4 protein-coding genes and 1 pseudogene are annotated in these 25,502 nt (G+C 57.1%); all 5 read right to left on the bottom strand.

Annotation, left to right across the window (positions count from 1 at the left end; genetic code table 11):
* Window positions 1-5: 5 nt before the first annotated feature.
* Window positions 6-713 carry an MBL fold metallo-hydrolase gene (locus NSU18_RS03450; protein ID WP_341021939.1) on the bottom strand — a complete coding sequence of 236 codons (708 nt, stop codon included), beginning with the start codon at window positions 711-713 and terminating at the stop codon, window positions 6-8.
* A 112-nt stretch (window positions 714-825) separates the two neighbouring features.
* Window positions 826-3,405: an alpha/beta fold hydrolase gene (locus tag NSU18_RS03455; RefSeq protein ID WP_341148223.1), complete on the bottom strand. Its 2,580-nt coding sequence runs from the start codon at window positions 3,403-3,405 to the stop codon at window positions 826-828.
* Window positions 3,402-12,341 carry an SDR family NAD(P)-dependent oxidoreductase gene (locus NSU18_RS03460; RefSeq protein WP_341148224.1) on the bottom strand — a complete coding sequence of 2,980 codons (8,940 nt, stop codon included), beginning with the start codon at window positions 12,339-12,341 and terminating at the stop codon, window positions 3,402-3,404. Before NSU18_RS03460 ends, NSU18_RS03455 begins: the two co-directional genes overlap by 4 nt.
* Before the next feature lie 52 nt (window positions 12,342-12,393).
* Window positions 12,394-21,750, bottom strand: coding sequence for an SDR family NAD(P)-dependent oxidoreductase (locus NSU18_RS03465; protein ID WP_341148225.1), 9,357 nt, complete (start codon window positions 21,748-21,750; stop codon window positions 12,394-12,396).
* A 153-nt stretch (window positions 21,751-21,903) separates the two neighbouring features.
* Window positions 21,904-25,431: pseudogene (locus tag NSU18_RS03470) on the bottom strand (beta-ketoacyl synthase N-terminal-like domain-containing protein); the annotation flags it as partial.
* Between the last annotated feature and the right edge of the window lie 71 nt (window positions 25,432-25,502).

Raw genomic sequence — 25,502 nt, forward strand, 5'->3', positions numbered from 1 at the left:
GCGGCTTATTTGAAATCAAACACTCTGGCATTATTCTTGCGGTTCCTGTATTTCACAAAATGATTGATATCATCGATCTGAAAATACAGATTCTTCTTGTAAAGATAGCTCATCTCTTTGCCCGGCGGATCACCGAAGGAATGGCCCGGGAATACCTGTGCGCTTGGCGGAATCAGCCGGATCAGCCGGTGGATGCTGTAGAACATATCCTCTGCCGAACCGCCGTCGCTGTCGCATAAGCCGCAGCCTTCGATAAATACCGTATCGCCGGAGAACAGATGGTCTTCGCCCCAGTAACAGACGCTGCCCGGGGTATGCCCGGGGGTCACGAGACAGGTGATTGCTGAATCTCCAATGTGAATCCGGTCCATGTCCTCAACGGTTCTGAGCCGGTTGCAGCGGTATTTATAGTAGTCCGCCTCTGTTTTGGAGATATAGACGGTGGGACGGTAGAGCCTTTCGAGCTTCTTTACCATATTGGTGTGGTCAAAATGAGAGTGGGTCAGCAGCACAGCCTCAAGCGAGGCGTCATGTGACTCCAAAATACGGATCATCTGCGATACATCCCAGGACGGATCAACCACAAAAGCTTTGCGGGAGGTCTTGTCAATACCGAGATAAGCGTAGTTCAAAAAAGTCATGCACTGCGTTTTAAGCGTAAACAGATCATAGGTCGCTTCCATGCCCGCCTCCTTGAAGATTTGCTGTGTCATATTTTCCAGAATTTTCACTACTAATCTACTAAATTATCATCTACTCGTTCTCTGACTGTCAATGAATGTTTATGCTGTATAATGTTAAATTTTGTTTCAATATATAGTATATTTACCGTCTGTGCCCCGCAATGAGAATACAGTCCGCCATAAAGCGCCGTTCATCGTCTCCGGGCAGGAGATGGATGTCATGGTAGCCCGCATCTGCGAAGGCCTGCTCCCAGGCATACGGGTCTATGATCGGAGAGCTATTGCGCAGCTTCCGGTCCTCGAACAGCCACCAGCCTTCGGCAAGCCCCCAGACCAGATCCACCCAGCGCCGCCGCTGGCAGGCCTCAATCAGCATCAGCAGCCCACCCGGTACAAGCACCTGCCGGAGGTGCTCCAGTGTCACGCCTATATCTCTTGTAGCATGGACTACATTTAGCCCAACCACAGCATCGAAGCTGTGCAGTGCGAGGCCCTGATCTGCCGGATTCTTGCTGATATCGAAGGTCCTGAAATGCAGCGCCTTGAAGTCGGGATTATCCTTCGCCTTGGTAATGAAATATTCCCCGATATCCGTGAAGCTGTAATTCACATTCGGCAGTGCGGCCAAATCGAGCAGCTGACGGGTCAACAAGCCGGTCCCGCCGCCAATCTCCAGGATATGGACCGGCTTGCCGCTGCGGGCCTTAGAGATTAAGGAAGCAAGAATATCATGTGTTACCCTGGCATAGACCCGCTCCCTACCATGCTCTGCCGTATCCCGGTTGCTCTGCTCCAGTGCTTCCGCGCTGCCTTTGGGAAAAAGTACGCTGACCGGCGGAATGGCCCCGCTGAGGGCCTCCTTATAATGGGCGCAGCAATAATCCAGGAACCGGAGCATTCCCCGGAAGTCGGGATAATCCTCCAGACAAGCCTCGTATAACTGCTGCGGTTCAGGAATCTCCGCTTCGGGCTTGATGAATTGCAGGCGGCTGCCGAGCAGTCTGACCACCCCGTCCTCTGCCAGCATGCCGATCATAGAGTCCAGCAGCCGGCTATACGCCGGGAGAAGCTTCAACTGCTTCACCCAGACAGTCCTGTCATGGACTGCCCCGGGCGAAGTATCGAAGCCGCATTGACTGATATACCTGTAGGCATAGCTCATGCACAATTCATTCAGGCGATCCTCCAGACCGGCGTAGCCTTCAATTCCTTTTATATCCAGCTCCAACAGGTGCAGTTCCTCCTTGTCCTTCAGGAGCGCGCTGTTGTCCTGCAGACGGAAGGGAGCGGGTTCCGCCGGGAAGATGAACTCTTCCACAGCCCGGTTAAGTTCGCCGTGATGTGTCATGAACAGGAAATGGGCGGCGTCCGCCAGCTCCAGACTATGGGCACCAGGGATGGCAGCTGCCATCTCTGCAGATTGCCGGGTATTGATAATGGTGTCTTTCCTGCCGCAGATGATCAGTACCGGCACCCGGATACGGCCGAGCAGTCCGGCAGTAGAGTAGCTGCGGTGATTGCCGGGCAGATAATATTCCATATACTTCGTGAAAATCTGCTTGTCGATGCTCTTCCCGTATTCCATCAGCTCCAGTGAATCGAGCCCGCGGTCGACGGCTTCCAGATCCTTGCGCATGGCCGAATCGGCATCCATCTGCGGATTCTCATTGACGATTTCATAGATGGAGCTGACCAGAATCAGACTGGAGACCCGCTCCGGGTACATGACACTGAACGTTTGTCCGATCATCCCTCCCCAGGATATACCGATCACATCCACTGCTTCCGTCACTCCCAGCCGGTCCAATACTTCGGCAATTACTTGGACCCTGTGCTCCAGCGAGTAATCATCAATAGCCTCACTGAGACCGCAGCCCGGATTATGAATGCTAATGACCCGGCAGCGGCTGGAGAAATAATCAAGCTGATGCAGAATCATCGGCGAGGCCATCCCCACCCCGCCGACAATTACCAGCGGCTTGCCCTTCCCCGAGATCACCGCTTCTATTTTCTGTCCGGCGGAGGTATTGACCAATACTTGTATATATTTGTGCGGCACACGATCCAGCTCGGATACAGACAACGTTTGATACCCTGTCTTGGCCGAAGCAGCGGAAGAGCCGTCAAGCTTGCTCCAGAAGTCAAGGAAAAAGCGGTCTGCGCTGTTGACCAGCCACAGGGAATCCTGTGGGGCCCGTGGGCTCTCTTCAGGCTGGTAACTTGGAGAGCTCACTTGCTCCTTGTCTTGTACATTGGCTGCCCCGCTGAGATCCTGACCTGCTGCTTCGGGAAAGGAAGCAAGCAAATATCCGCTTAAGCTGTTGATCGTGCTGTATTCAAAAAAGCTGTCCAGTGGAAAGCTGAACCCCAGGCGTTCGGTTAAAAAGCTGTGAAAGCCCGTGAAGCTGATAGAATCGAACCCGAAGCTCTTCCAGTCGTCATCCGGGCGGATTTTGTCTGCCGGTACCTTCAGCAGTGCGGATACCCCCTCTGCCAGCAGCTTATTCAATGGTCCGGCCGAACTCAGCCGCTCAGCTGGCGCAGGGGGAGAGGCTGCTCCATATTGCAGTTCCTCCTGCATCTCCTGCATCTTCTGCGGCGGCTGTACCGGCATGCCGGAAGGCCGTGGGGTGTTCTCTCTAATGATTTTTAACGCTTCCTCCGGTGACATTTGCTGATTCTCCACCAGCTTCAACAGCTGCATTCTCGAATAGGTGCTCATTCCAGGAGATCCCCCACTAACAGATTTAGATTCTCGGCGCTTATTTCCCTGTTATGCAGCTTGTTCAGCCACATCAGCAGCTGGTTATCGTCCAAGACTTCGGACGCTTCTTCAATGAAGGAGGGCAAGACAGGCGCTTCTCCTTCAGGAGCCTTCACCGGACTTGGCAGCCAGTAACGTTCTTCGTCAAAAGCATATTCGGGCAGCGGTGTCTTGCGCAGAGGCTGCGGGTACCAGGTGCTCCAGTCGATGGATACTCCCTGCACCCAGAGCTGCGCAAGCTTATCCAGTCTCCGGGCAAGCAACAACTCACTCATGAACAGGCTGCTCTCCTCGCCGTCGAACAGCTGGCTGAGTGCCGAGCGCTGACTGCTCTGCCCTTCGTAGATGCCGGACTGGCCTTGAAGCCCGGACAGGTAGGCCTCCAGCTTCCCGTGGAGCATGCCCAGACTGTCTGCCACAATAGCCAGCCGCTCCGTCATCTCGGCGCGTCCGGTCTGAAGATTGTAGGCCAGCTCCTCCAGGGTCAGACTCTCGTGCAGGCAGACCCTTTCTTCAGGTAGAAGTGTCTTGTGCCGCAGCTCATAATAGTTGCTGAGTCCCGAAGGGTCGTGCTGCATCAGGAACATCACCAGACTGCCAAGGGAAGAGAAGCCGTAGACGGCATCCTTGAACTCAAGTCCGAATTTGTCCCTCAGCAGCTCCAGAAGCTGCAGTGTCTTGACCGCATCCAGACCGTATTCCTCAAGCTCCGCTCCCGGATCAATCTCCTCCCCGTCAAGCGCCATCACTGCTCTGAATAAGGCGGTAACGTCCCGCAGCAGACTTGTCTCGATGCTGTGGATATTGTTATTCAGCGCAGGACTGGCCGCTTCAGCTGTCAACATGCGGCCAATGTAGGCCTGTAGCCTGCGGCTGTTTTCCCTGAGGCTGGTCCTGCTTTTGGCAGAGAGAGTGATGATGTGCGGATTGCGGCTCTGTACAGGGACCTCCGCCGTAGGGTTGCGGTATTCCTCCAGCACGATATGGGCATTGCTCCCGCCTACGCCGAATGCGCTGACACCTGCCCTGCGCGGAATTACGCTGTCCCGGCTGCCTGTAAGCGGCTTCCATGGAACCGTGTGCTCCGCTATGCTAAGCCCGCTGCCCTCCAGCTTGATATAGGGGTTGAGTTCCTTAAAATGGATGTTTCCCGGAATGCTCCCGTACTTCATCGACAGCAGCACTTTGCTGACACCCGCTATGCCCGCCGCCGATTCCAGATGGCCGACCGCCGTTTTGAGCGAACCGATTACACATTGCGGAAGCTCGGATTCAGGCTTGCCCCACTGCTGGTAGAGGGCTTTGAAGGCTTTTTTCAATCCTTCGATCTCAATCGGATCGCCCAGGCTGGTGCCTGTACCGTGTGTCTCGATGTAAGTGACCGTGGAAGGGTCTATCCCTGCGGCTGCATGGGCGCGGATAATTACCTCAGCCTGGGCTTTGGCATGCGGCGAAGTGATTGAATTCGACTTCCCTCCGTGATTAACCGCAGTTCCCCGGATCACCCCATGAATATAGTCCTTATCCCTGACGGCGGCGGACAGCGGCTTCAGCAGCAGCGCACCCGCCCCTTCGCCCCGTACATACCCGTCGGCGTCTTTGTCGAAGGTCTTGCATTTCCCGTCCTTACTGAGCATCCCCAGACTTCCGCCCGCAATGAAGAGGTTCGGGCTGGCAATCAGGTTGATTCCGCCTGCTACCGCATAAGGGCAGCCTTCATTCCAGATGGACTCCACCGCACGGTGGATTGCCACCAGGGAGCTGGAGCAGGCTGTATCCACCGGCTCGCTCGGTCCGCTCCAATTGAAGAAATAGGAGATACGGTTCGTCAGCATCGTGCGGGTCAGCGTAGTGGCTATCTCCTCCTTAAGGAGCAGTTCCTGATAATCCCCGTTCGATACCCCGATGAACACCGAGGTCCGGGTACCCGACAGCGTCTCCGGCTTGTAGCCCGCATTCTCCAGCGTATGCCATACGGTCTGAAGCATATGTCTCTCCTGCGGGTCCATTTTCTCCGCCTCCACTGGTGAAATACCGAAGAATAACGGATCAAACGTATCAATGCGCTTCAGGAATGCACCGTATTTCACGTCTGTTCTCCCGGCCTCCCGGCGCGGATCACCGTACCGTTCCTGCCAGCTCCAGCGGTCTTCAGGAATGGTAGTGACCATATCCTTCTGTGCCGCCAGATTGGACCAGAACTGCTCCAGGTCGTCTGCTCCGGGCATCATCCCGCTCATGCCCACGATGGCGATAGGCTCTCTGGCACCGGGCAGAACGCCCGTAGTCTGTCCCGGCTGTGCGGGTGGATTGGCTGATTGCAGAGCCTGGGCTGCCCCGGTACCCGGTTCAGGGTGCATCAGTCTGAAGGCAGCCTGAGCCTGAAGGGCGGATTGCTCAGAATCTGATTGCTTCGCTTGAACCGTCAAAAGACCGGTCTTAAGCTCCTCCTCCGGCGCAAAATGCCGGTCTATCACAGACCGGTACTCCCCGTAGACCGCTTCCGCAATTGCAGCTGGTGTAGACTGCTCAAAGAACAGCGTAGGTGTAATTTCCACCCCAAGCGTCCGGTTAACGGCATTCGACAGCTCGGTGAACGAGATGGAATCGAAGCCGAGCTCAGCAAGGTCGGATTCCCGGTGAATCTCACTCCGGTCGCTCTTAAGGATCTCTGCCATAATCCCGATGAGTGCTTCCTCCAGTTGACGGCTCCGTCCGGTATCCGCATGCGCGGCGCTATCGCAGCCTTCCGGCTGTCTTAGCTGGCGCTTCGGCTGACCCGCTGTCCCGGTGAATGCCTGAATCATTCTCTCCTTGTCGCCGGAGACCACCATCACCTGGGCTTCCGGGGAGGACAGGCTCTCTTCCAGGGCGAGCAGTCCTGATTGATCGGATAGCGGGAGCATCCCGAATCTCGTCCACAATAGCTCCCTTGTCCCGCTGTCCACCTGCATGCCGCCCTTGTCCCACAAGGACCAGTTCACTGCGGTATCCCTTCTGCCCCGCTTCTCATTCATAAGCGCCACATAATGATCCAAGAAGCTGTTGGCATAAGCATAGTCACTCTGCCCGATATTACCGATCAGCGCGGTGGATGAAGAGAACGGCAGGAACAGCAGCTCCGGATTATCGCGGGACAGCGCCCGGTATAGATGAACTGTTCCGTATACCTTGGCACTCAGCACCTCGGCTATATCCGCCATGTTCTTTTTGGCCAGCAGCGAATCCTTAATGACACCTGCGGAGTGGATGACACCATCCAGCCGGTTATAGATCCCTTTGGCTGCTGTTACCGCCAGCTCTACGGCCTTCTCGTCCGCTAAATCCAGCGGGAGATAGGCTGCATCACCGCCAAGAACCCTCAGCCGATCCAGCTTGGCGGGGTCGGCGCTTATGCTTCTGCCGCAGAGGATCAGCCGGGCCTGATACTTTGCCGCCAAATGCTCGGCCACCTTGTAGCCCAGCCCGCCCAGCCCGCCGACAATCATATAAGCACCGCCGGTCTTCAGCTTGCCTGTGCTGCCCGCAAGCGGCAGTGAGGGAATTAAGCGCCGGCTATATCTGGTGCCGTCTTCATACTTGACCTCATATTCAGGTCTGCTGTCTGAGAGCTCCTGCTCCAGTACATCCTTCAATCTGCTGTGATCCTTGAGCTGGATCAGGCTGCCCTGAAGCTTCGGATTCTCCAGCGCGGCTGAGCGGAAGAAGCCGGACAGTGCGCTATACTCGGCGACTGTCTGCCCATTGCGGTAGATGCAGACCAGACGGACCGGATGCCGGAAGCGGATGGAGGCCAGCCATTTACACAGGTGGAACACGGGATAGATATCCTTGTCCACACGTTCCTTGACTGTCCGGCAGCCCGGACTGCCAAGCAGATAGATAATCTGCAGTCGCGTATCCTCGGCGATGCTGTAATCCTCTGCCAGTCTTGCGTAGCTCTGCGGATCGGACGGATTCAGCTGAACCTGATCTGCGGCCAGCTTGCAGTAGATTGAAGCGGATTTTACCTGTATGGCATCGGCAGGAAATTCAGCGCCTTGCTGGGCCTCTTGTTCAACGGGAGCCCCCATGACCAGGAGGGTGACTCCTGAAGCGGAGGGTTCTGCCAGCGGTTCTATAGCACTCTCCACCCAGCTTGGGGTCAGATAGACCAGCTCACCGGCACTTGACTTCGGCTCTGGCAAGGAAGATGAAGCTTCTGCATGCGGGTTCACCTGGAACGGGCGGAGCGTAAGCTCCTTCATTCTTGAGACCACATTTCCGGCTTCCGTCAGGAACGCAATATCGAATTTCAGTCCCTGGCCCGGCGAGCGCTTAACATAAGCGTATGCGGGCTGAACGGAAGCATCGATAATGTCGAGCTGTCCCAGCACGAACGGCACGAACAGCACCTGCCGGTCGATCAGTCCTGTCCGGTAGGCAAAAGCCACTGCTGACTGCAAGCCTCCGTCCGTTAAAGTCGGATGAAGCTGGTAACTGTCCAGTGTCGGCCGGAGATCTTCCGGCACGGCCAGCCTGGAGATGGCCTCTGCCGGATTGAAATAAAAGGCCTGTATCCCTGAGAAGCGGTGGCCCAGCTCAGCACCCAGACTACGCAGCAGCTCATAGTAGGAGCGCGCCTCTTGCTCCCCTCCGCTGCATCGGCCGGTTAGGAGACTGACATCCAGGCTCTCCGGCAGTCTGTCTGCGGAAGAGGTAAGCACCAGCTTGCCTTGGGCGTGTTCCACCCGCTGTCCGTCCTGTCCGGAATAGATCTGAAAACCGATTCCTTGGGCACCAGGCTGCAATACAGCCCTAACCTCCAGCGCTTGCTTGTCCACCAGAACCGGACTTGACCAGACTACATTGCGGATTCCGGTAACGGTCTGCCCAGGAGCGGCCAGTGCACCGGCTGCCCGGATCATCTCCAGATAGACAACGCCCGGCAGGACATGCCCATGGTCGGACAGATAGAATTCGTTACCTGCAAAGGTTTTCTCGAACACCTGCTCGTACAGCGTGGACCTGTTCCGGTCAATCAGCGCGTGCAGAGCATGGATAGGAACTTCAGTCTTGGCGGGAACACCGCCTGACTCCTTCAGCGGCATCCAATAACGGGACTGTGCAAAAGGGTACCCCGGCAAGGGCATTCTTACCGGATAACGGTTGCCGTATAGCACAGTCCAATCTATGGTGCTGCCCTTTGTCCATGCCTTGGCGAGGAAAACATGATTCCTAACGGACAAGGCACCGGTGATTTCCGTAGGGGAATTGTCCGCTGCTTGGGCTGCTATGCGGGATTTAGGGACGCTGCCTGTGAAGAGCGAATCTGACGGATACCCGCCGCAATAAGCGGCCAGTGCCTCCCTCAGCTCCTCCGGTGTCGAGCCAATGACAGCGAGCCGTTCCTCCAGCTCTTCCCGTCCGGTCTGGAGGGTATAAGCCATCCTGTGTATATCCGCCGCTCCGGTAAGTGCGCTCTGAAGGAGTGCCGCATACTCGCACAGCCGGTCAGCATTCTTGGCCGACAGGAGAAATACGGCGGGTTCATGCACAGCCCGTATGGGCTGTACAGGCTGCAAATACTCTTCAATAACGGCGTGGGCGTTCGTGCCGCCGAAGCCGAAGGAGCTGACACCTGCGCAGCGCGGCACCGGCTGTCCGTCTCTGTTCACCCCTGCCTCCCAGTTCTTCGTGTGCTCCAGTACATAGAACGGGGTGCCCTCCAGCTGAATATACGGATTGAGCTCCTTGAAATGAAGGTTTCCAGGCAGCTTGCCTCTGGAGAGAGACAGCAATACCTTAATCACCCCGGCAATCCCGGATGCAGGCTCCAGATGGCCGATATTCGATTTGAATGCGCCAAGACCAATCCGCGGTCCGGGACCCGGAAGGGTATCCCGGCGGCGGTACAGTTCAGTGAAGGCCTTCTTCAGCCCGTTGATCTCCACCGGGTCCCCCAGCTCTGTGCCCGTTCCATGCGTCTCAATGTAAGATACGGCTGACGGATCGACACCCGCCTCAGTGAAGGCCTGCACCACCAGCTCCGCCTGAGCATCCGGGCTCGGGGCAGTCAGCGAATGCCCACGCCCCCCGTGATTCACGGCAGTGCCCTTGATTACGCCGTAGATGTGATCTCCATCTGCTACGGCCTGCTCCAGCGGCTTCAGCACTATGACTCCAACACCTTCACCCTTAACGTAGCCGTCCGCACTGCGGTCGAAGGTTCTGCATTGTCCTTCCGGGGAGAATACGCCCATTACTCCTGCTCCTACATAGGTATTGGGATCAAGCATCAGGCTCACCCCGCCGGCCAGAGCAAGGCTGCTCTCTCCCTGCTGGATAGACTTCACCGCCCGGTGCAGGGCGACGAGACTGCTGGAGCAGGCGGTGTCAATGGATTCGCTCGGCCCTTTGAAATTGAACAGATAGGATACGCGGTTGCTGAGCAGAGCAGTTGCATTACCAATGCTGGACTGGGCCTGAATCTTGTCCATGTTCGCAGATAAGAGCTGCTGATAATCATTGAATTGTACACCGGAGAAGACACCCACCGGCTGCCCGGCAAGCGCGGACATCTTGTACCCGCTGTCCTCCACAGCCTTCCAGACGGCCTGAATAAACAATCTCTGCTGCGGGTCCATCAGCTCTGCTTCACGTGGAGAGATCTGGAAGAACTTCGCATCAAATGTATCATGGCCGCTGATAAAGCCGCCCCAGCGGGAATTCGTCCGGTTCTCCGCCTGCGGGTCCGTACTGTAGTACGCCTTCCAATCCCAGCGGTCTGCCGGAATCTCCCGGATCTGGTTCTCCTGGTTCTCCAGAATCCGCCAGAGCTCCTCTGCCGTATCGGCGCCCGGCAGCTTGAAGCTCATGCCGGTCACCGCCACATCCCGCAGCGCTGCCGGTTTCGGAGCGGCGATAGTGCGGCTGGTCTTGCTGCGGCCCGGGAATTTGCGGGCCAGCGGCAGTAGCTCCGGCGGCTGTGCTTCGTCTGCGGATGCTGCTGTGAAGCGCTGCGAATCAGCGTCAGCCCCCATGGGAGGCGATGCGGACGCAGCCGGGAACTCATGCAGCGGCTCTGCCCGTTCAGGTGAAGCAGCTGGCGTAGCCGCCAGAGTTACAGCGGAATAGTGCGCCTGAACCTCCGGGCCGAACTCCTCCAGCAGGAACGCGAGCAGCTCTTCCAGTGTAGTTTTGGCAAAGAAGACCGCCGGTGACAGTTCAATATCATACAGCCCGCTTAATTCGTCGGCGAATTCCTTCAATGACAGCGAATCAAAGCCGAAATCGCCCATGTTCTCCTCCACGTTCAGCTTCCCGGGCTGTGTCTGCAAAATCTGCGCCGCCAGGTTCAGCACATCCTGCATCGCCTGTTGTTCCAATGATCCGGTGTTGATCTCCGTATGCTCCTCCAACCTCACACTTCCTCCCTTGACCTGCGCGGCCTGCTCCGGCTTCAGCTTCAGCTGCATCTCCAGCCTTGCCCGTTCCCCGTATACTACTGCGGCTTGCCGGGTCTCACTTGCCAATAGTTGTTCAAAAGCGCTGATTCCCAGCTCAGCGGATAAATATCCCATCCCGGAGGTCTGCAAATAGAGCTGTTCCCCCTGCGGGTCCAGGTGCATGCCTCCCGCTTCCCACAGCGGCCAATTCACGCTTAGGCTCTTGCCCTGCCGCCTGCCTTGCTCCATCCATTGATGCCTGAGCTGCAAATACCGGTCCATGAACCGGTTCGCCAACGCGTAGTCGCATTGACCGAAATCCCCCAGCAAGGAAGACGTTGAGGAGAAGGCGGCGAAGAAATCCAGCGGCTCGTGCCGAGTAGCTTCATCGAGGGCGGCGATTCCGGCGATTTTCGGCCGGAGAACCTCTGCGAAGGCGGCGGTGTTTTTCTGAAAAACAAGCTGCCCACTCACCTGTCCCGCCGCATGGATCACACCGTTAACCGCTCCATACCGCTGCTTCGCCTCCCGGACTGCCGCATGCACCTCCGCAGGATTTGCAATATCGCAGGCCAGGTACAGCGCTTCTCCGCCTAAGGTGCGCAATGCGTCAAGCTGATGCTCTAAGGAAGCAGTAAGCGGACGCCTGCCCAGCAGAATCAGCTTCGCCTGCCGTTTCTGTGCGAGATGTGTACTCAGGATCTTGCCCAGCGCCCCGGCTCCGCCGGAGATGATATACACACCGCCTTGCTTCAGCTGAACGGGTCCGCCGCCTGCCTTCAAGTCAAGCTCGCTGAACTCCCGCTCTAATCTGCGGCCCTGCCTGTATTCCGCCTCATGTGTAAAAGCAAAGCGGTCCAGCAGACTCTCCTGGCGGATAAGCTGTGCCAGATTGTACTCCCCGTCGGCAAGCCGGATGTGAGTGAAACGCAGGCGCGGATATACCCGCTGTAACGAGCTGCCGTACGCTCCCAGGGCTTCCGTAGCCGGGTCTGCTTCAGCACCGCTTCTGGCTATGGATAACCAGCGGAGGTTCAACCGCAGCTTCAGGGTATGGAAGGCTTGAATCCAGTGGAATACGGTGAGCATCGCACCGGTATCCGGTGTAAGCGGCCCCTCTGTGGAAGAGGATTGCTTCCAAAGCATCACAGCATGGGTAACGTTCAGCTTCTCTCCTATCACATCCGTCAGCACAGCGGTATAGTCCTGCTCAGCCCCGGGATTAATCATGTAATCATGTTCTGCCTGTTTGTGGAAGGAACCGCCTGCTGCGATGGTTATCACAGTGAAATTACGGCTTAATTCTCTCGCAGCCTCACGGGCCTCTATGTCCCCTGCTGCCATGTACACCAGCAGAGCCTCTGCCCCGGAGGGGGCAGCTGAAGGCTCTGGAGCAGGGACGGATTCCGTCCACTGCTCCCGGAAATAGATCAATTCTTTGCGTTCATCCAAGTTATCCATGCCCATTGTACTGACCACCAACCTATGTTTGATATACTGAGTTCCGGTATCTGACCGGTCAGACCGGTGCGTGCATTCCTGAATTGACCGTTTGCGGGGTGTATACTTCACTGAGCTTCAGTGTCAGCTTCTCCATACTCACCAGTACCCGTTGCTGCGTATCCAAGATACAGAGGTCATAGGTTGTCAGCCCGTCAGTTCCCGTACTCCACTTAGCGAGCAGCTGGACATCCCGGGTCAAAGGATGATGCACTGTACATCTGCCCAGCCTGCGGTATTCAAGCCGGGTTGCCTTTGCGGTCAGCCGCACCAGGGAATTCAGCATGTCATCAACCGCCGCATAATGGAATAGTGCCTGATTCTGATGCTGCGCAGGTTCCTGTGCTTCCTTAAGGCGAATACGGACCAGTGCCTGACCAGTGCCGGTCTGCAGTTCTTGAACGGTCTCCAGATGACGGTATAGAGCAGAATCAGCCTCCGGCAAAAGAATTGGCGCACCCAGCCCGCTCATACGCAGCGGTACCGGATCAGCGGACTTACTTCCAGCAGGGACGGCCACCTTGCCCTGGGCGCAGATGACATATCCGTCTTGTCCGCTCTGGTAGCCGCTCTCACATTCAACATGCGTCCCTGCTTCATACAGGGAAGTCAGCAGGCTGTCCGCAGCTCCGGGCTGCGGCTGTTGTCCCCAGACCACATCTTCAATCACCCGGCTGGATGCTTCCAGCGACAGCTCTGCGGTGATACGGAACAGCTCGATGAATCCTGAAGGAGGCAGGCCGCAAGCCGGATCTGATTCCTTAAGGACCGTCTCGTACTGCTGCTTGCTGAAGCTGGAACGGTTGCGGTCCACCAGCGGATGCAGCTTCTCCTCTCCCCCGTGATTAGCGGGAACGGCAGCTTCGGTTCGTGTAATCCAATAACGTTCTCTCTCAAAAGCATAGGTCGGCAGTGGCACAATCCGCACCTGCTCACCCCAATGCAGCTTCGGCCAGTCGATTCCGGCCCCCTGCACCCATTCCGCCGCCAGCTGTGAAGCCTCTCCAGCCGTTGATAGTTCCCTTCTGGTCCGCTTGGATACTACACCGGAATAGTGCTCTTCCAAGCCCGCTCCGGCGATGTAATTGTTCAGCTTCTCCAGCAATTCCTGGAGACTGGAGCAGGCGAAGGCCAGGCGGCAGGCCATTTCTTCCCGCCCGGTCTGCAGGGTGTAGGCGGCATCTGCAAGTCTGACATCCCGGTTCTTGCCCAGGAAAGCATGCAGCTTGACTGCCATTTGCTTCAGGGAATAGGGAGTTTTGGCGGATAGCACGATAACCTGCTCATTACTGCTGATGTCATTGCCGGTTATGCCGCTGTTGCCAGAGATCGACTGCCCAGCCGCTAATCCCTGCTGAACTTCAGCATTGTATTCCTCAACCAGTACATAGGCATTGGTGCCGCCGGCCCCGAAGGAGCTGATACCGGCCCTGCGGACAGCCTGACCGGCCGGTCCATTAACCGTCCAAGGCCCCTCCTCATGCTGCACACGGAAATATGAATTCGCAAAATCAATATTGCTGTTGGTCTTCTCTGCATGAAGAGAAGGAGCAAGCCGGCGGTGCTTCATCTGCAGCAGCACCTTCGTAAGGGAGGCGATGCCTGCCGCCGCTTCCAGATGGCCGATGTTGGACTTCACCGATCCGATGGCACAGGATTGCTTGGGCGGGTTCGCTTCGCTGAACACCTGATTCAGCGCATTAAGCTCAATGGGATCGCCCAGCTTGGTTCCTGTGCCGTGCGCTTCAACATAGGAGATGCTGTCCGCAGGCACTCCCGCCTGCTCGAGCACTCTGGAGATCAGACTGACCTGGGCAGCGGGATTGGGAACGGTGTAGCCGCTGACCTTGCCGCCATGGTTGATGCCGGTCCCTTTAATCACGCCATAGATATGGTCGTGATCCCGAATGGCTTCGGACAGAGGCTTGAGCAGAACCGCCCCTACTCCTTCGCCCGGGACGAACCCGTCGGCTGCTTCGCCGAAGCTGTGGCATTTGCCGGTCGGCGACAGCATTTTGGTCTGGCACATCAGCACATATTTATAAGGATGCAGATACAGGTTCACTCCGCCCGCTACCGCAAGGCGGCATTCTTTGTTCTTCAGGCTCTCACATGCAGCATGAATGGCCGCAAGCGATGAGGAGCAGGCGGTGTCCACCGCAAGGCTCGGACCGCTGAAGTTGAACAAGTAAGAGATACGGTTGGCGATGGACCAAGGCGACACATTGGGCATGGCCGACAGATTGCCCCGTGCCCATTCCTCCGGGCCCCATAGCTGATACGAATAGGTAGTTGTCCCTGCGAATACACCGACATTCGCGCCATGCTCTTCCCCGGGACGCTGGAGCTTCTGCTTGGTATAGCCTGCATCCTCCAGCGCGGACCAGACCGTCTCGGCAAATATCCGTTCCTGCGGGTCCATGATTACCGCCTCGCGTGGCGCAATATGGAAGAATGCCGGATCAAACTTGTCCACATCCTCAAGGAAGCCGCCCCAGCGGCTGTACATCTTACCTTCCTGTACCTGCTCGAAGCTTCCGCCCAGGAATTTCTTGTAATCCCAGCGGTCTGCCGGAATCTCGGAGATACAGTCTTTTCCGGCTGCGATATTGTTCCAGAATTCATCAAGATCTGCAGCCAGCGGATATTTGCCGCTGAGCCCGATGATTGCGATCTCGTCATTGCCTCCGTTCGCACCGCTGTTGCTGCTTCCTTGTCCGCTCTGTGCTGCAAAGGATATAAGCTCCGGCCATCCCGCAGCTCCGGCTACCGGGAAGACTGGCGGTTCTGCGTACCCGGCGGCTGGTGCAGTTCCCGCTTCATATTCCGGCAGACGGCGCCCCGGCTCTGATTGCAGGTCTATCTCCCTGTCAGTCTGCGCCTGCTCCGGAAGGTTCTTCCCTGTCCCGTTACTATGGAACAGCTTGTTCAGCGGACCGGAATATTGGCTGACCATATGGGCAGCTAGACTCTCCAGGGTCTGGTATTCAAACAGCAGGGTTTTGGACAGCTCGCCCAGGTCCTCTTCCAGCTTGCCGTTGAAGTAACCGACCATGACCGATTCGATACCGTACTCTTCGAATTCCGCAGTGATATCAATCTCTTCCGGCTGCAGCTTAAGCAGCCCGCTGAATAGTCCTGTCAGGTATTGCAGAGTACTGTCCAGCAGGGCAGTGCCCGGCACGGCCGGCACAGCCTCTTCCTCCGCTTCCTCAGTGATATTCTTCCGTTCTGCCTGTTCCATGCGGTTCATCCGGTCCAGCAGGCTGCTCACGCGCTCCGGCTGTCCATATCCGACAAGCAGCGCAGGATGACTGCTCTGCCGGAGCAGCCATTCAAAGGCTTCGATCCCCTGCTCTACCGGAAGCGGCGTCAGCCCTGTCTGAAGCTCAAGAATTCTTCGCTGCCCGGGGGTCAGCTGCATGCCGTCCGCTTCCCATAGCGGCCAACCCGCCGAGAAGGTGCGCCCGGTGCGTCTGCCTGCTGCAACCAGCCGTTCACGGTACAGGGCGAATTCGTTCATGAAGCTGTTCGCGTAAGCATAATCCGCCTGTCCGGGATTGCCTGTCTCTGCTGTAATGGAAGAGAACAGCAGGATGAAGTCCAGGCTCTCCTCCTGCGCAGCCTGATCCAGATTCAGTGTGCTGATCATCTTCGAGGAGATGATTCCGTCCAGGTCAGAGCGGTCCTTGTTCAGAATATAGGCATCACTGTGTGTCCCTGCACAATGCAGGATACCGTCAATTCTGCCGTATTTCTGCTTCGCATACCGGATCAGCTCCTGCGCAGCCTGACTGTCTGAAGCATCTGAGACCAGGTATTCTGCCGAGCCTCCATACGCCCGAACGGTTGCCAGGTGCGCCTCTTTATTCTGATCAAGCCGGGAACGGCCGGTCAGGATGAGCTGCGCCTGTGCCGTGCCTGCCAGATAAGCGGCGAATACACGCCCCAGACCGCCAAGTCCCCCGGTGATAATATACACGCCGTTTGTTCTAATACTGACCGGAATGCCAACCTCCACTTCATTTCGGACTGGAACGAGCCGCTTGACGAACCGGCCTGCGGCGCGGTACTGCACCTCTTGCTCCTCAGGGCGAAGCTGCAGCTCCTGTCCGAGAATCGCTGGGAGCTCCTCCTGCCGCAACGATGCGGCCAGGGAGACGGTCTTAAAGCAATACCCGGGATTCTCCAGGCGCAGCGTCTTGATGAACCCGCCCAGCGAGGCATCCAGCACACTTCCCATGTCTTCTGTGTCCTTGAAGGCATAGACCAGACGGATATCAGCCGCAGCCTTGCTCTGCATCAGCGCCTGGGTCAGCAGCAGTAGCGGATATATGCTGTGGTTCAGCTTGTCCTGCGGCTCCATTGCAGCAGACGATGCGGCATAGATCAGCTGTGTAAGGCTTACGCGTCTTGCCCGCAAGGAATCCAGCAGTGTCTGGAGCTGCTGCTTGTCATCGAAGCGCAAGCTGTAATGATTATCGCCGGTATGGGCGAATTGCTCCGCCGCAGTGACGAAGATCAGCCTTGCCCCTGCTGCGAAGCTGCGTTTGAACTGGGGCAGAGCCTCCAGATCGTCCAGGAACAGCACCACATCACCGGTCAGTGCCCCTGCCGCTTCCAGCGGGCTGGGAGTCCATTCTGTGGTGTAATACAGGGGGGCTTCCCGTTTCCCCGTCTGAAGTCCGGCAAGCCGCACGCCTTGCAGCTCCCAGACTGCTGCTCCATCCCCGGTGAACACTGCCAGTGTATATTCATCACCGGCAGTACGCCGGGCCTGAACTGCAAATTGCTGCAAATGCTTATGTGAGTAAGACATTTGACGGATGGAATGCAGCACCATTGGACACAGCGGCTGCTCCAGCGCTGCAAGGGCCAGCAGCGTATGCACGGCTGAATTCACTGCTGCGGCGCTGAGAGAATCCGCAGGCGCGGCTTCACCGAGATCCACGAAGGCCAGCAGGCGGTTCTGATCTTGGTGCAAGCCTGTGACATGCCTCAGTGCGGACTCCATACCATATAGCGAACGGAGCAGCTTCCGGCTCTGCTTCAGGAGCAGTCCCCCTTGTCCTGCCAGCGGGATCTCTTCGGCTGTTAAACGGGCTGGCCCGGTCCCGTCAGCCTTAACCGCCAGGGTACACTGAAAGACAACCTGCTCCCCGGCCCTGATCTCTGCTGCAGCGGGTTCAAGATCCGGGAAGATATGAACATCCAGGGCAGGATGGAGCTGCTGCCGGTTCAGAAGACCCGACCACTCCATATTCTCCAGCTGCAGCTCCTCCCGGGCATATCCGGCCAGCTCCAGAGCCTCCCGCGCGAATGCGAGCAGTCCCAACCCGTTCATATACTCCTGTCCCTGCCAGCTTACCGGTTCATAGAATCCGCTGATTACCGCCGGCCGGGAGGAGAACCGGAAGCCGCCAATCGTTGAGAGATTGTACTCCACCAGCTCTCCAAGTCCAGTATGCTCAGGGACGGCAGCCGGCAGGCGGTTATCCCGCCGTTTCACCTCATTGATCCAGTAGCGGTTCCTGGCGAAGGGATACGTAGGCAGCGGCACCCGCCTGCAACGCCCTGCTTCGTATAGCTTCTGCCAGTCCACATCCAGTCCGAGGGACCATAGCCGGGCAATGGTACTGGTATTTCCACCGCCCAGCAGCATGTCGACATAAGAGATTCCCGTCTGCTGGGCATTGAACAGCTCAATGTAATCCTTGAAGCCTTTGATATTCCCCCGGAACACCTTGCCATCCGGCAGTCTGCCCTGATTGAATTCGTCCAGCAGCCCCTTAAGCTCCGGGACAGAACCCGCTGTAATCGCCATCCGCTCTGCGAAGGCTTCCCGTCCCAGCTGGAGAGTGTAGGCTATGTCCCTTAGACTGGCTGTCTCAGCCTCCGGGAGCTCCAGGTAATGCGCAAGCTTCAGCGCATAGGCCTTCAGCCGGTCCTCTGTTCTGGCGGACAAGACGATGATATGCGGTTCTTGGTAGACATTAGTTCCTTGGATATTACCGCCTTCTTTGCCGTCTCCGTCCTTCCCCCCGCGCTCTGGCGGAATGTATTCCTCCAGAATAATATGCGCGTTGGCTCCGCCTGCCCCGAAGGAGCTGACTCCCGCACGGCGCGGATATTCCTTCTGTCCTTCGCCTTCCGGCAACGTTACACGATTCCATGGGCCCGCCTGCCGCTGAACCACAAACGGCGTATCCTCGAAATGAATGTGGCTGTTCAGCTCCTCCGCATGCAGCGAAGGCACTAACACACCGTATTTCATTTGCAGCAGCACCTTGGTGATGGCTGCGATCCCCGCTGCCGATTCGCAGTGCCCGATGTTGGATTTCACCGAGCCGATGGCACAGAACTGCTTGTCGGCTGACCCGTCCTTGAAGGCTTTGACCAGTCCGCTGACTTCAATCGGATCACCGAGTGAGGTGCCTGTACCATGGGCTTCGATGTAATTGACTGTACGCGGGTGTATGCCCGCAGCCTGCATGGCTTCCTGAATCGCTGCGCCTTGCATAGACGGATTTGGCACCGTATAGCCGGTTGTTTTCCCGCCATGGTTGATGGAGCTGGCCTTGATCACAGCATAGATATGGTCTCCATCCTGAACCGCCCGGTCCACCGTTTTCAGCAGCAGGGCGCCTACGCCCTCCCCGGGCACATATCCGTCACCGCCCTCGCCGAAGCTTCTGCATCGTCCATCGCTGGCCGCGAACTTCTGCTGGCTTAAGAATATGTATTTATCGGGATGAATCGACACATTCACCCCCCCTGCAATCGCGAGGTCACTCTCCCCCCGCCGGATGCTGTCACAAGCCAGATGGATGGAAGTAAGCGATGAGGAGCACATCGTATCCAGGGCAATGCTGGGTCCGTTCAGATTGAGATGATAGGATACCCGGTTGGCAATGGACGCGTAGACTGAGGATAAGGCGATTTTGCTGCCGTCCACCTCCGCGTCCAGTAGCTGATATTGCCCGTACATGACACCTGCGAAGACACCAACCTTGCGGCTGCCGAGCGTATCGCGGGTATATCCGGCATCCTCAATGGCGCTGTAGGCGCATTCCAGGAACAGCCGCTCCTGCGGGTCCATAATCTCTGCTTCGCGGGGGGAGATATTGAAGAACAAGGCGTCGAAGCGGTCGACATCATCCAGGAAGCCGCCCCATTTGCAGTACATTTTGCCAAGCTGGTTCTTGTCTGTGGTATAGAATTCGTCAATGCTCCAGCGGTCTGCGGGAATCTCTGTAATGCAGTCCTGCGCTTGAAGCAGATTCTGCCAAAAGGTCTCCAGATCCGGAGACATCGGGAACTTCCCGCTGACTCCGACGATGGCAATATCCTCCGTGCCCCGGCTGCGTCCAGGGTTGTTCTGCCCTTGCCCGGCAGTAGCGGAAGGCCGGCCCGCTTTGGGTGTGACGGGGCTTTTGCCGGAAGGCTGATGGCGCACAGCAGGACGATGAAGCTGCGGCACCGCCGCCTTCGGAGGGATTGGACTGATCTGAGGCTCAATGAGCCGTGCCAGCACACCGCTATGCTGTCCGGTGAAATATTCACTCAACTCCCGCAGCGTCTGGTATTCAAACAGCAGCGTCTTGGACAGTCCGCCGAAGCTTGCCTCCAGCTCCTCATTGATGCTCATCGCCATGATGGAATCGAAGCCGATTTTCTCGAAGGAGTCGTCCAGGCCCAGGGCATGCGGCGGAATCTTGGTTACTTTGATGAAAATATCCTTTAAAAGCCGCTCCGCGCCTAGCTTAAGCACCTCCGTATCAACTACCTCAGGAGTTGCTTCTTCCGGCAAGGGTGCTGCTTCGCTGTTTGCTCCTGCCTGGACTGGCTTGTGCCGGTTCCCGCGCTGAGGGTCATTGATCGACTCCACCGTCTGCCCGATCCGCGCAGCGTCCCCATAGAGCACCACGGCATTTCCCGGCCTATCGCGGCAGATTCTATCGAAGGCCTTCAATCCTTCAGCCGTAGGCAGGACAGAGAGGCCCAGATTTTTGCGCATGAAGTCCAGACTGTCCGCCGTCGTTGTCATCCCGCCCTCTTGCCACAATGGCCAGTTGACCGAGAGGACGTTGGTGCCATCAGATGTGCTTTTGCTATTGGCATAATGGTCCATGAAGCTGTTGGCGTAGGCATAATCGCTCTGCCCCAGATTGCCGGTTACGGCAGAGATGGAAGAGAACAGCAGCATGAAGTCCAGCGGCTCACGGCCGAATGCTTCATATAAATACTGCGTTCCATACACTTTGGCAGCCAGCACCTGCTCCAGTTGCTCCCTCTCCTTAAGCAGGAGGAAGGAATCACTGGTCATTCCGGCACAGTGCAGGATTCCGTTCACCCTGGGGAAGCTTGCTCTGGCTGTGGCATGCAGCCGCTGCACATCCGCAGAGCTGGCAACGTCAGACTGGATATACATCACCTTATTACCGTTACTGCTCAGCGTTTTCAGCTTGTCTTCGAGTGTACGGTTTAGCGCCGTTCGCCCGGTGATCAGCAGACTGGCGGACCGGGTATCCGCTAAATGCCGGGCCAGTGTATAGCCGATTGCCCCCAGCCCCCCTGTGATGATGTAGACCGGGGAGTCTGCAGGCATATGCTCAATGAAGGGAACGGCCGGAGCTGTATACTGCTCAAAGTGAGGCACATAACGGCGGGATTCCCGGTAGTGAATCTCACGGTGATCGTTCGACATGGAGCCCAGCTCCAGCCGCAGCTGCTCCAGCATGAACGGGGCATAGTCCGCACGGCACAGATCGGTAGACACCGTCTTGAACAGCAGGCCGGGGTTCTCGATCATGACACTTCTCACGAAGCCGTCCAGCGCGGCATGTACTGCATCATTATCCGATTGTCTGTACTGGAACAGGATCTTGATACCGGTACGTATCTTGAAGGTAAGCAGTGACCTGGTGAGTGCGAACATTGAATAGATGCCGCTCTCCATGGCTGCTTCCGTCCCGCTCCCTTCCTCCTGCGACAGAAGATGAAGAATGCTGCCGGGATAACGCCCCTGCTGCTCCAGCCCGGACAACAGGCGCGTGTAATCCTCCTGAGTGCTCAGTGAATACCGCTCTTGTCCAGTGTTTTCGGTCTCGCCTGCTTCCTCCGCCACGGCAAAAGTAAGCGACTGGAAGCGGGAAGCTAACTGGCTGCGCAGCATGGGTTCCAGGCTTGCGTCAGCCGCCAGCACCAGCAGATGCCCGGAAGAATCACCTGATCCGGCTGAAAGCGGCTGTTCCGCCAAGCTTTTAGTGTAGGTCAGGAGCACTTGCTTATCCGAATGCTTCAGCGCGGCGATCTGCCGGAGGCCTTCCTCCTTGGAGACGGCTCCGCTGGCGATCCTTTCAATAATTGATCTCATTTAGCTTCCCTCCAGCATTCTCTCAACTTCATCTATTCCGGCTTCTCCGGCCAGCAGCTTATTCAGCATCTCGTCCAGCAGCACACTTGCCGCTGAAGAGGTTATTTCAGCCGGAGCTGCGATATTGCTCTGCATCCCCGGGGTCAAATCCCGGCCCGAAAGGCAGGAGAAGCGCACCGCCGGCAGGCCCGAGCTGTTCAGCAGCAGCAGATCGAACTGCATCCCCTGCTCCTGCCCAGAAGCTGGTGCTGGCGCTGCCAGACAATAGCTTACAAGGGTCAGTGGCCTGTAGACCTCTACAGCCTGCAAGACCGAAGGAACGAAGGTTCCCGTCTGTTGCTGGCCGCTAAGCACCGAATACAGCGCGGTCTGCATCGCTCCGTCGGCAAACGCCGGATGAAGAATATATTCATGGAGCGGCATTTGCGTACTTGCGGGCAGCACCAGCTTCGCCAGGGTACCATACACTCCGGTATACACGGCTTCAATCGGCCGCAGATTCATGCCGTAGTTCATTCCATGGTCAGCGAACAGCGCATAACAGTCTTCGCCTTCTGTGGTACGGCTGGCGGTCTGGACCATACGTGCGATATCCGCCGTTTCCGCCTCCGCCTCCGTATCCGGGGCAAACGATTCAGCCACTTCAAGCTCCGAATAATTCACAGTACAGGTGCAATACAGTACTCTAAGCCCGTTCCCGTTCAGGGAATAGATGCTGGCTTCGATTGCCTCTTCCTGAGCTGCTAGCCCGACATAGACGTCCAAGCTGGCTGCATTCTCCGGCAGCTCCAGTGTTCTGCGCCATTTCACATCTGTTAATGACTGCACCCGCCACTCCCGGCTGGCGAGCAGCCCGGCTCTCCAGGCCATTTCGAGATAGACTACCCCCGGCAGAACCATCCGGCCCCGGATAACATGATCATGCAGATAGGCGTCGGCTGCGCTTAAGCTTTTTTTGTAGCATTGCTCCTCAAAGACGGATTCATTGGAATCAATCACCGCAGCCAAGACAGCAGGCTTGCTGCTGTTGTATACAGCGGTTGCGTCTTGCGCAGAGCTGTACCAATAGCGCGTCCGGTCAAACGGATAGGTGGGTAAGGAGATTCTGCAAGGCTTGCTCTGCTGCGGATACAGCAGCTGCCAGTTGAAGTTCACCCCGCTTGTCCACAATCTGCTGAGCTGGCTCAGTCTGCCGGACTGCACCAGGGACAACAGGAATGCTTCTCCTTCCTCGCTCTCTGTGAAGACATCGCGGATTTCACTGCCGGAGCTGACGTTGCCTGCATAGACCCCGGAGACTTTACGGTCGCCGGCCAGGAACCGGCCCAGCTTCTCCCGCAGCTCCTGCGTACCGGATACCACGATTGCCAGCCGTTCCTCCATGCTCTCCCGGCCGGTCTGGAGCGTGTAGATCAGATCCTCCAGGCGGAAGCCATCGGCTGAGGCAGCACCGTCAGCGCTGGTTATTCCTCCTTCAGGCTCAGGCGCTTCTGAAGAATCTGCGCTCCGTTCGTGTCTGGCTGCAATGGCGGATGAACCTAGCTGCTCCAGCAGATAAGCGGCAATCTCATCAATGGTGGTGCTGCCTGTCCAGAGGCTGATTGGGAGCCGGACCGGATAGGCTTCATACAGTGTGTCCGCGGCCGTTATCAGCTCTTCTTTAGACAGGCCGTATTCATCAATGGCCTCCTGGGCGCTGATCTGTGCGGGCAGCAGGGCCGATTGCAGGAGAGCGGCAGTGATATCGGCGACTACGTATCGCTTCAGCGTGCTGCTGTCTGCTTCTTCAGGCGCACTCTCCGGCCGGATCGTACGGTCCAGGTAATCCAGGATGTGCTTGGCGTACGCATTCAGCCGGTCTTTGCTTTTGGCGGAAAGAATAAAAATGTGTGGTCCGCCAGTGTTATCGCTGTAATGCGCGGATACAAGGCTTCCCTGCTTCCGGTGTTCCTCCAGGATCACATGCACGTTCGTGCCGCCTGCGCCGAATGAGCTGACCGCAGCATAACGCGGATATTCTCTGGTCTGGCCCTCCTCTTCCAACACTACAGGCTTCCACTCTCCCAGGCTCCGCTGAACATAGAAAGGGGTCTCTGCAAAGTTAATATTCGGATTCAGTACCTCGGAATGGAGCGAGGGCACGAGCTGCTTATGCTTCATTTGCAGCAGCACCTTAATGATGGATACCACTCCGGCTGCGGACTCCAGATGGCCTACATTGCTTTTGACCGAGCCGATGGCGCAGTACTGGTTCTCTGTTGTCTGCAAGCGGAAGGCCTTCGTCAGGCCGCTGATTTCAATCGGATCGCCGAGTGCAGTACCTGTTCCATGGGCTTCTATATAGCTGATCGCCCGTGGATGGATGCCTGATTTGTGCAGCGCCTCGGCAATAATATCCGACTGTGCATTCGGATTCGGAACCGTATAACCGTTCGTTTTGCCGCCATGATTGATGGAGCTCGCCCGGATCACTCCGTAGATATGGTCTCCGTCCTCCACCGCCTTGGCCAGCGGCTTCAGCAGCAGCGCACCGACACCTTCGCCCGGCACATAGCCGTCTCCGCCGCTGCCGAAGGCCCGGCATTTCCCCTCGCTCGAAGCGAACCGCTGATTGCACAGGAACAGGTATTTATCCGGGTGAATGGTTACGTTCACTCCTCCGGCAACCGCAATCTCGCTATCCCCCCGGTAAATGCTCTCACAGGCAAGATGCAGTGCAGTCAGCGACGAGGAGCACATCGTATCCAGTGCAATGCTGGGACCGCTCCAGTTGAAGAAATAGGACACCCGGTTGGCGATGGACGCATACGACGAGCTGAGTGCCAGCGTATTGCCTTTGACGGTCTCCTCCGCTCCATACATTTGATAATGGCCGTACATGACACCGACGAAGACACCGGTCTTGCTGTTCCACAAGGATTGGCGGGTATATCCGCCATCTTCAATCGCGCTGTGTGCACACTCCAGGAAGAGACGCTCCTGCGGGTCAAGCTGCTCCGCATCTCTTGGCGTTAATTGGAAGAACAGCGGATCAAAGCAATTGTATTCGTCAATGAACCCGCCCCACTTGCTGTACACCTTGCCTTTCTTGCCCTTCTCGGGGTCGTAATAGCGGCTGTGATCCCACCGCTGCGGCGGAATCTCGGAGATGCTGTCCACCCCGTGCTTCAGGTTACTCCAGAATTCATCCAGATTCCGGGCCCCGGGAAAAGCGCCGCTGATGCCGATGACCGCAATCCCCCCGTCCTTGGCCGGATGTTCCTGCTGAACGGCCTGCGGCTCGATACGCGAAGGTATTCGCTTCTCTTCGTTACTCCGGTCCTTGCCGGGTGCGGAGAAGGATCTGTATTTCTTCGGCGCTACTGTCTCTACAGGCTTGTCCTGTACTCTTGCAGATGCTGCTGCCGGAACAGCGGGCTTCTCCGTCTGCTCCAGGTTCTGTCTAATATGCCGGTATCCGGCGTGCGCCTCCAGCAGCCCGCGCTGATGCTGAACGAAATACCCGGCCAGCTCAGCCAGATTGCCGTATTCAAACATAAGCGTCTTCGGAAGATTCGGGAAATCCTTGTCCAGCAGACCGTTAATCTCCATAATCGCAACCGAGTCTACTCCGTACTCCTCCAGACTCTGACCCGCATTGATCCGCTCGATCTCAAGGCCGGTGACCTGTGAGAGCAGCCCTTTCAAATACTGCATAGTGTAGTCCTGGAGACTCCTGTCTCCGCCTGAGCCGGGCCCAGCTCCTTCACCTG

Origin of the sequence: Paenibacillus sp. FSL H8-0048 (genome assembly GCF_038002825.1) — a bacterium.
In the GTDB taxonomy this organism is placed as follows: domain Bacteria; phylum Bacillota; class Bacilli; order Paenibacillales; family Paenibacillaceae; genus Paenibacillus_AQ.

Bases quoted from the DNA above. Each gene is read 5' to 3' on its own strand.
- NSU18_RS03460 (WP_341148224.1), bottom strand. From the start codon at position 12,341: ATGGGCATGGATAACTTGGATGAACGCAAAGAATTGATCTATTTCCGG.
- NSU18_RS03450 (WP_341021939.1), bottom strand. From the start codon at position 713: ATGACACAGCAAATCTTCAAGGAGGCGGGCATGGAAGCGACCTATGAT.
- NSU18_RS03455 (WP_341148223.1), bottom strand. From the start codon at position 3,405: ATGAGCACCTATTCGAGAATGCAGCTGTTGAAGCTGGTGGAGAATCAG.
- NSU18_RS03465 (WP_341148225.1), bottom strand. From the start codon at position 21,750: ATGAGATCAATTATTGAAAGGATCGCCAGCGGAGCCGTCTCCAAGGAG.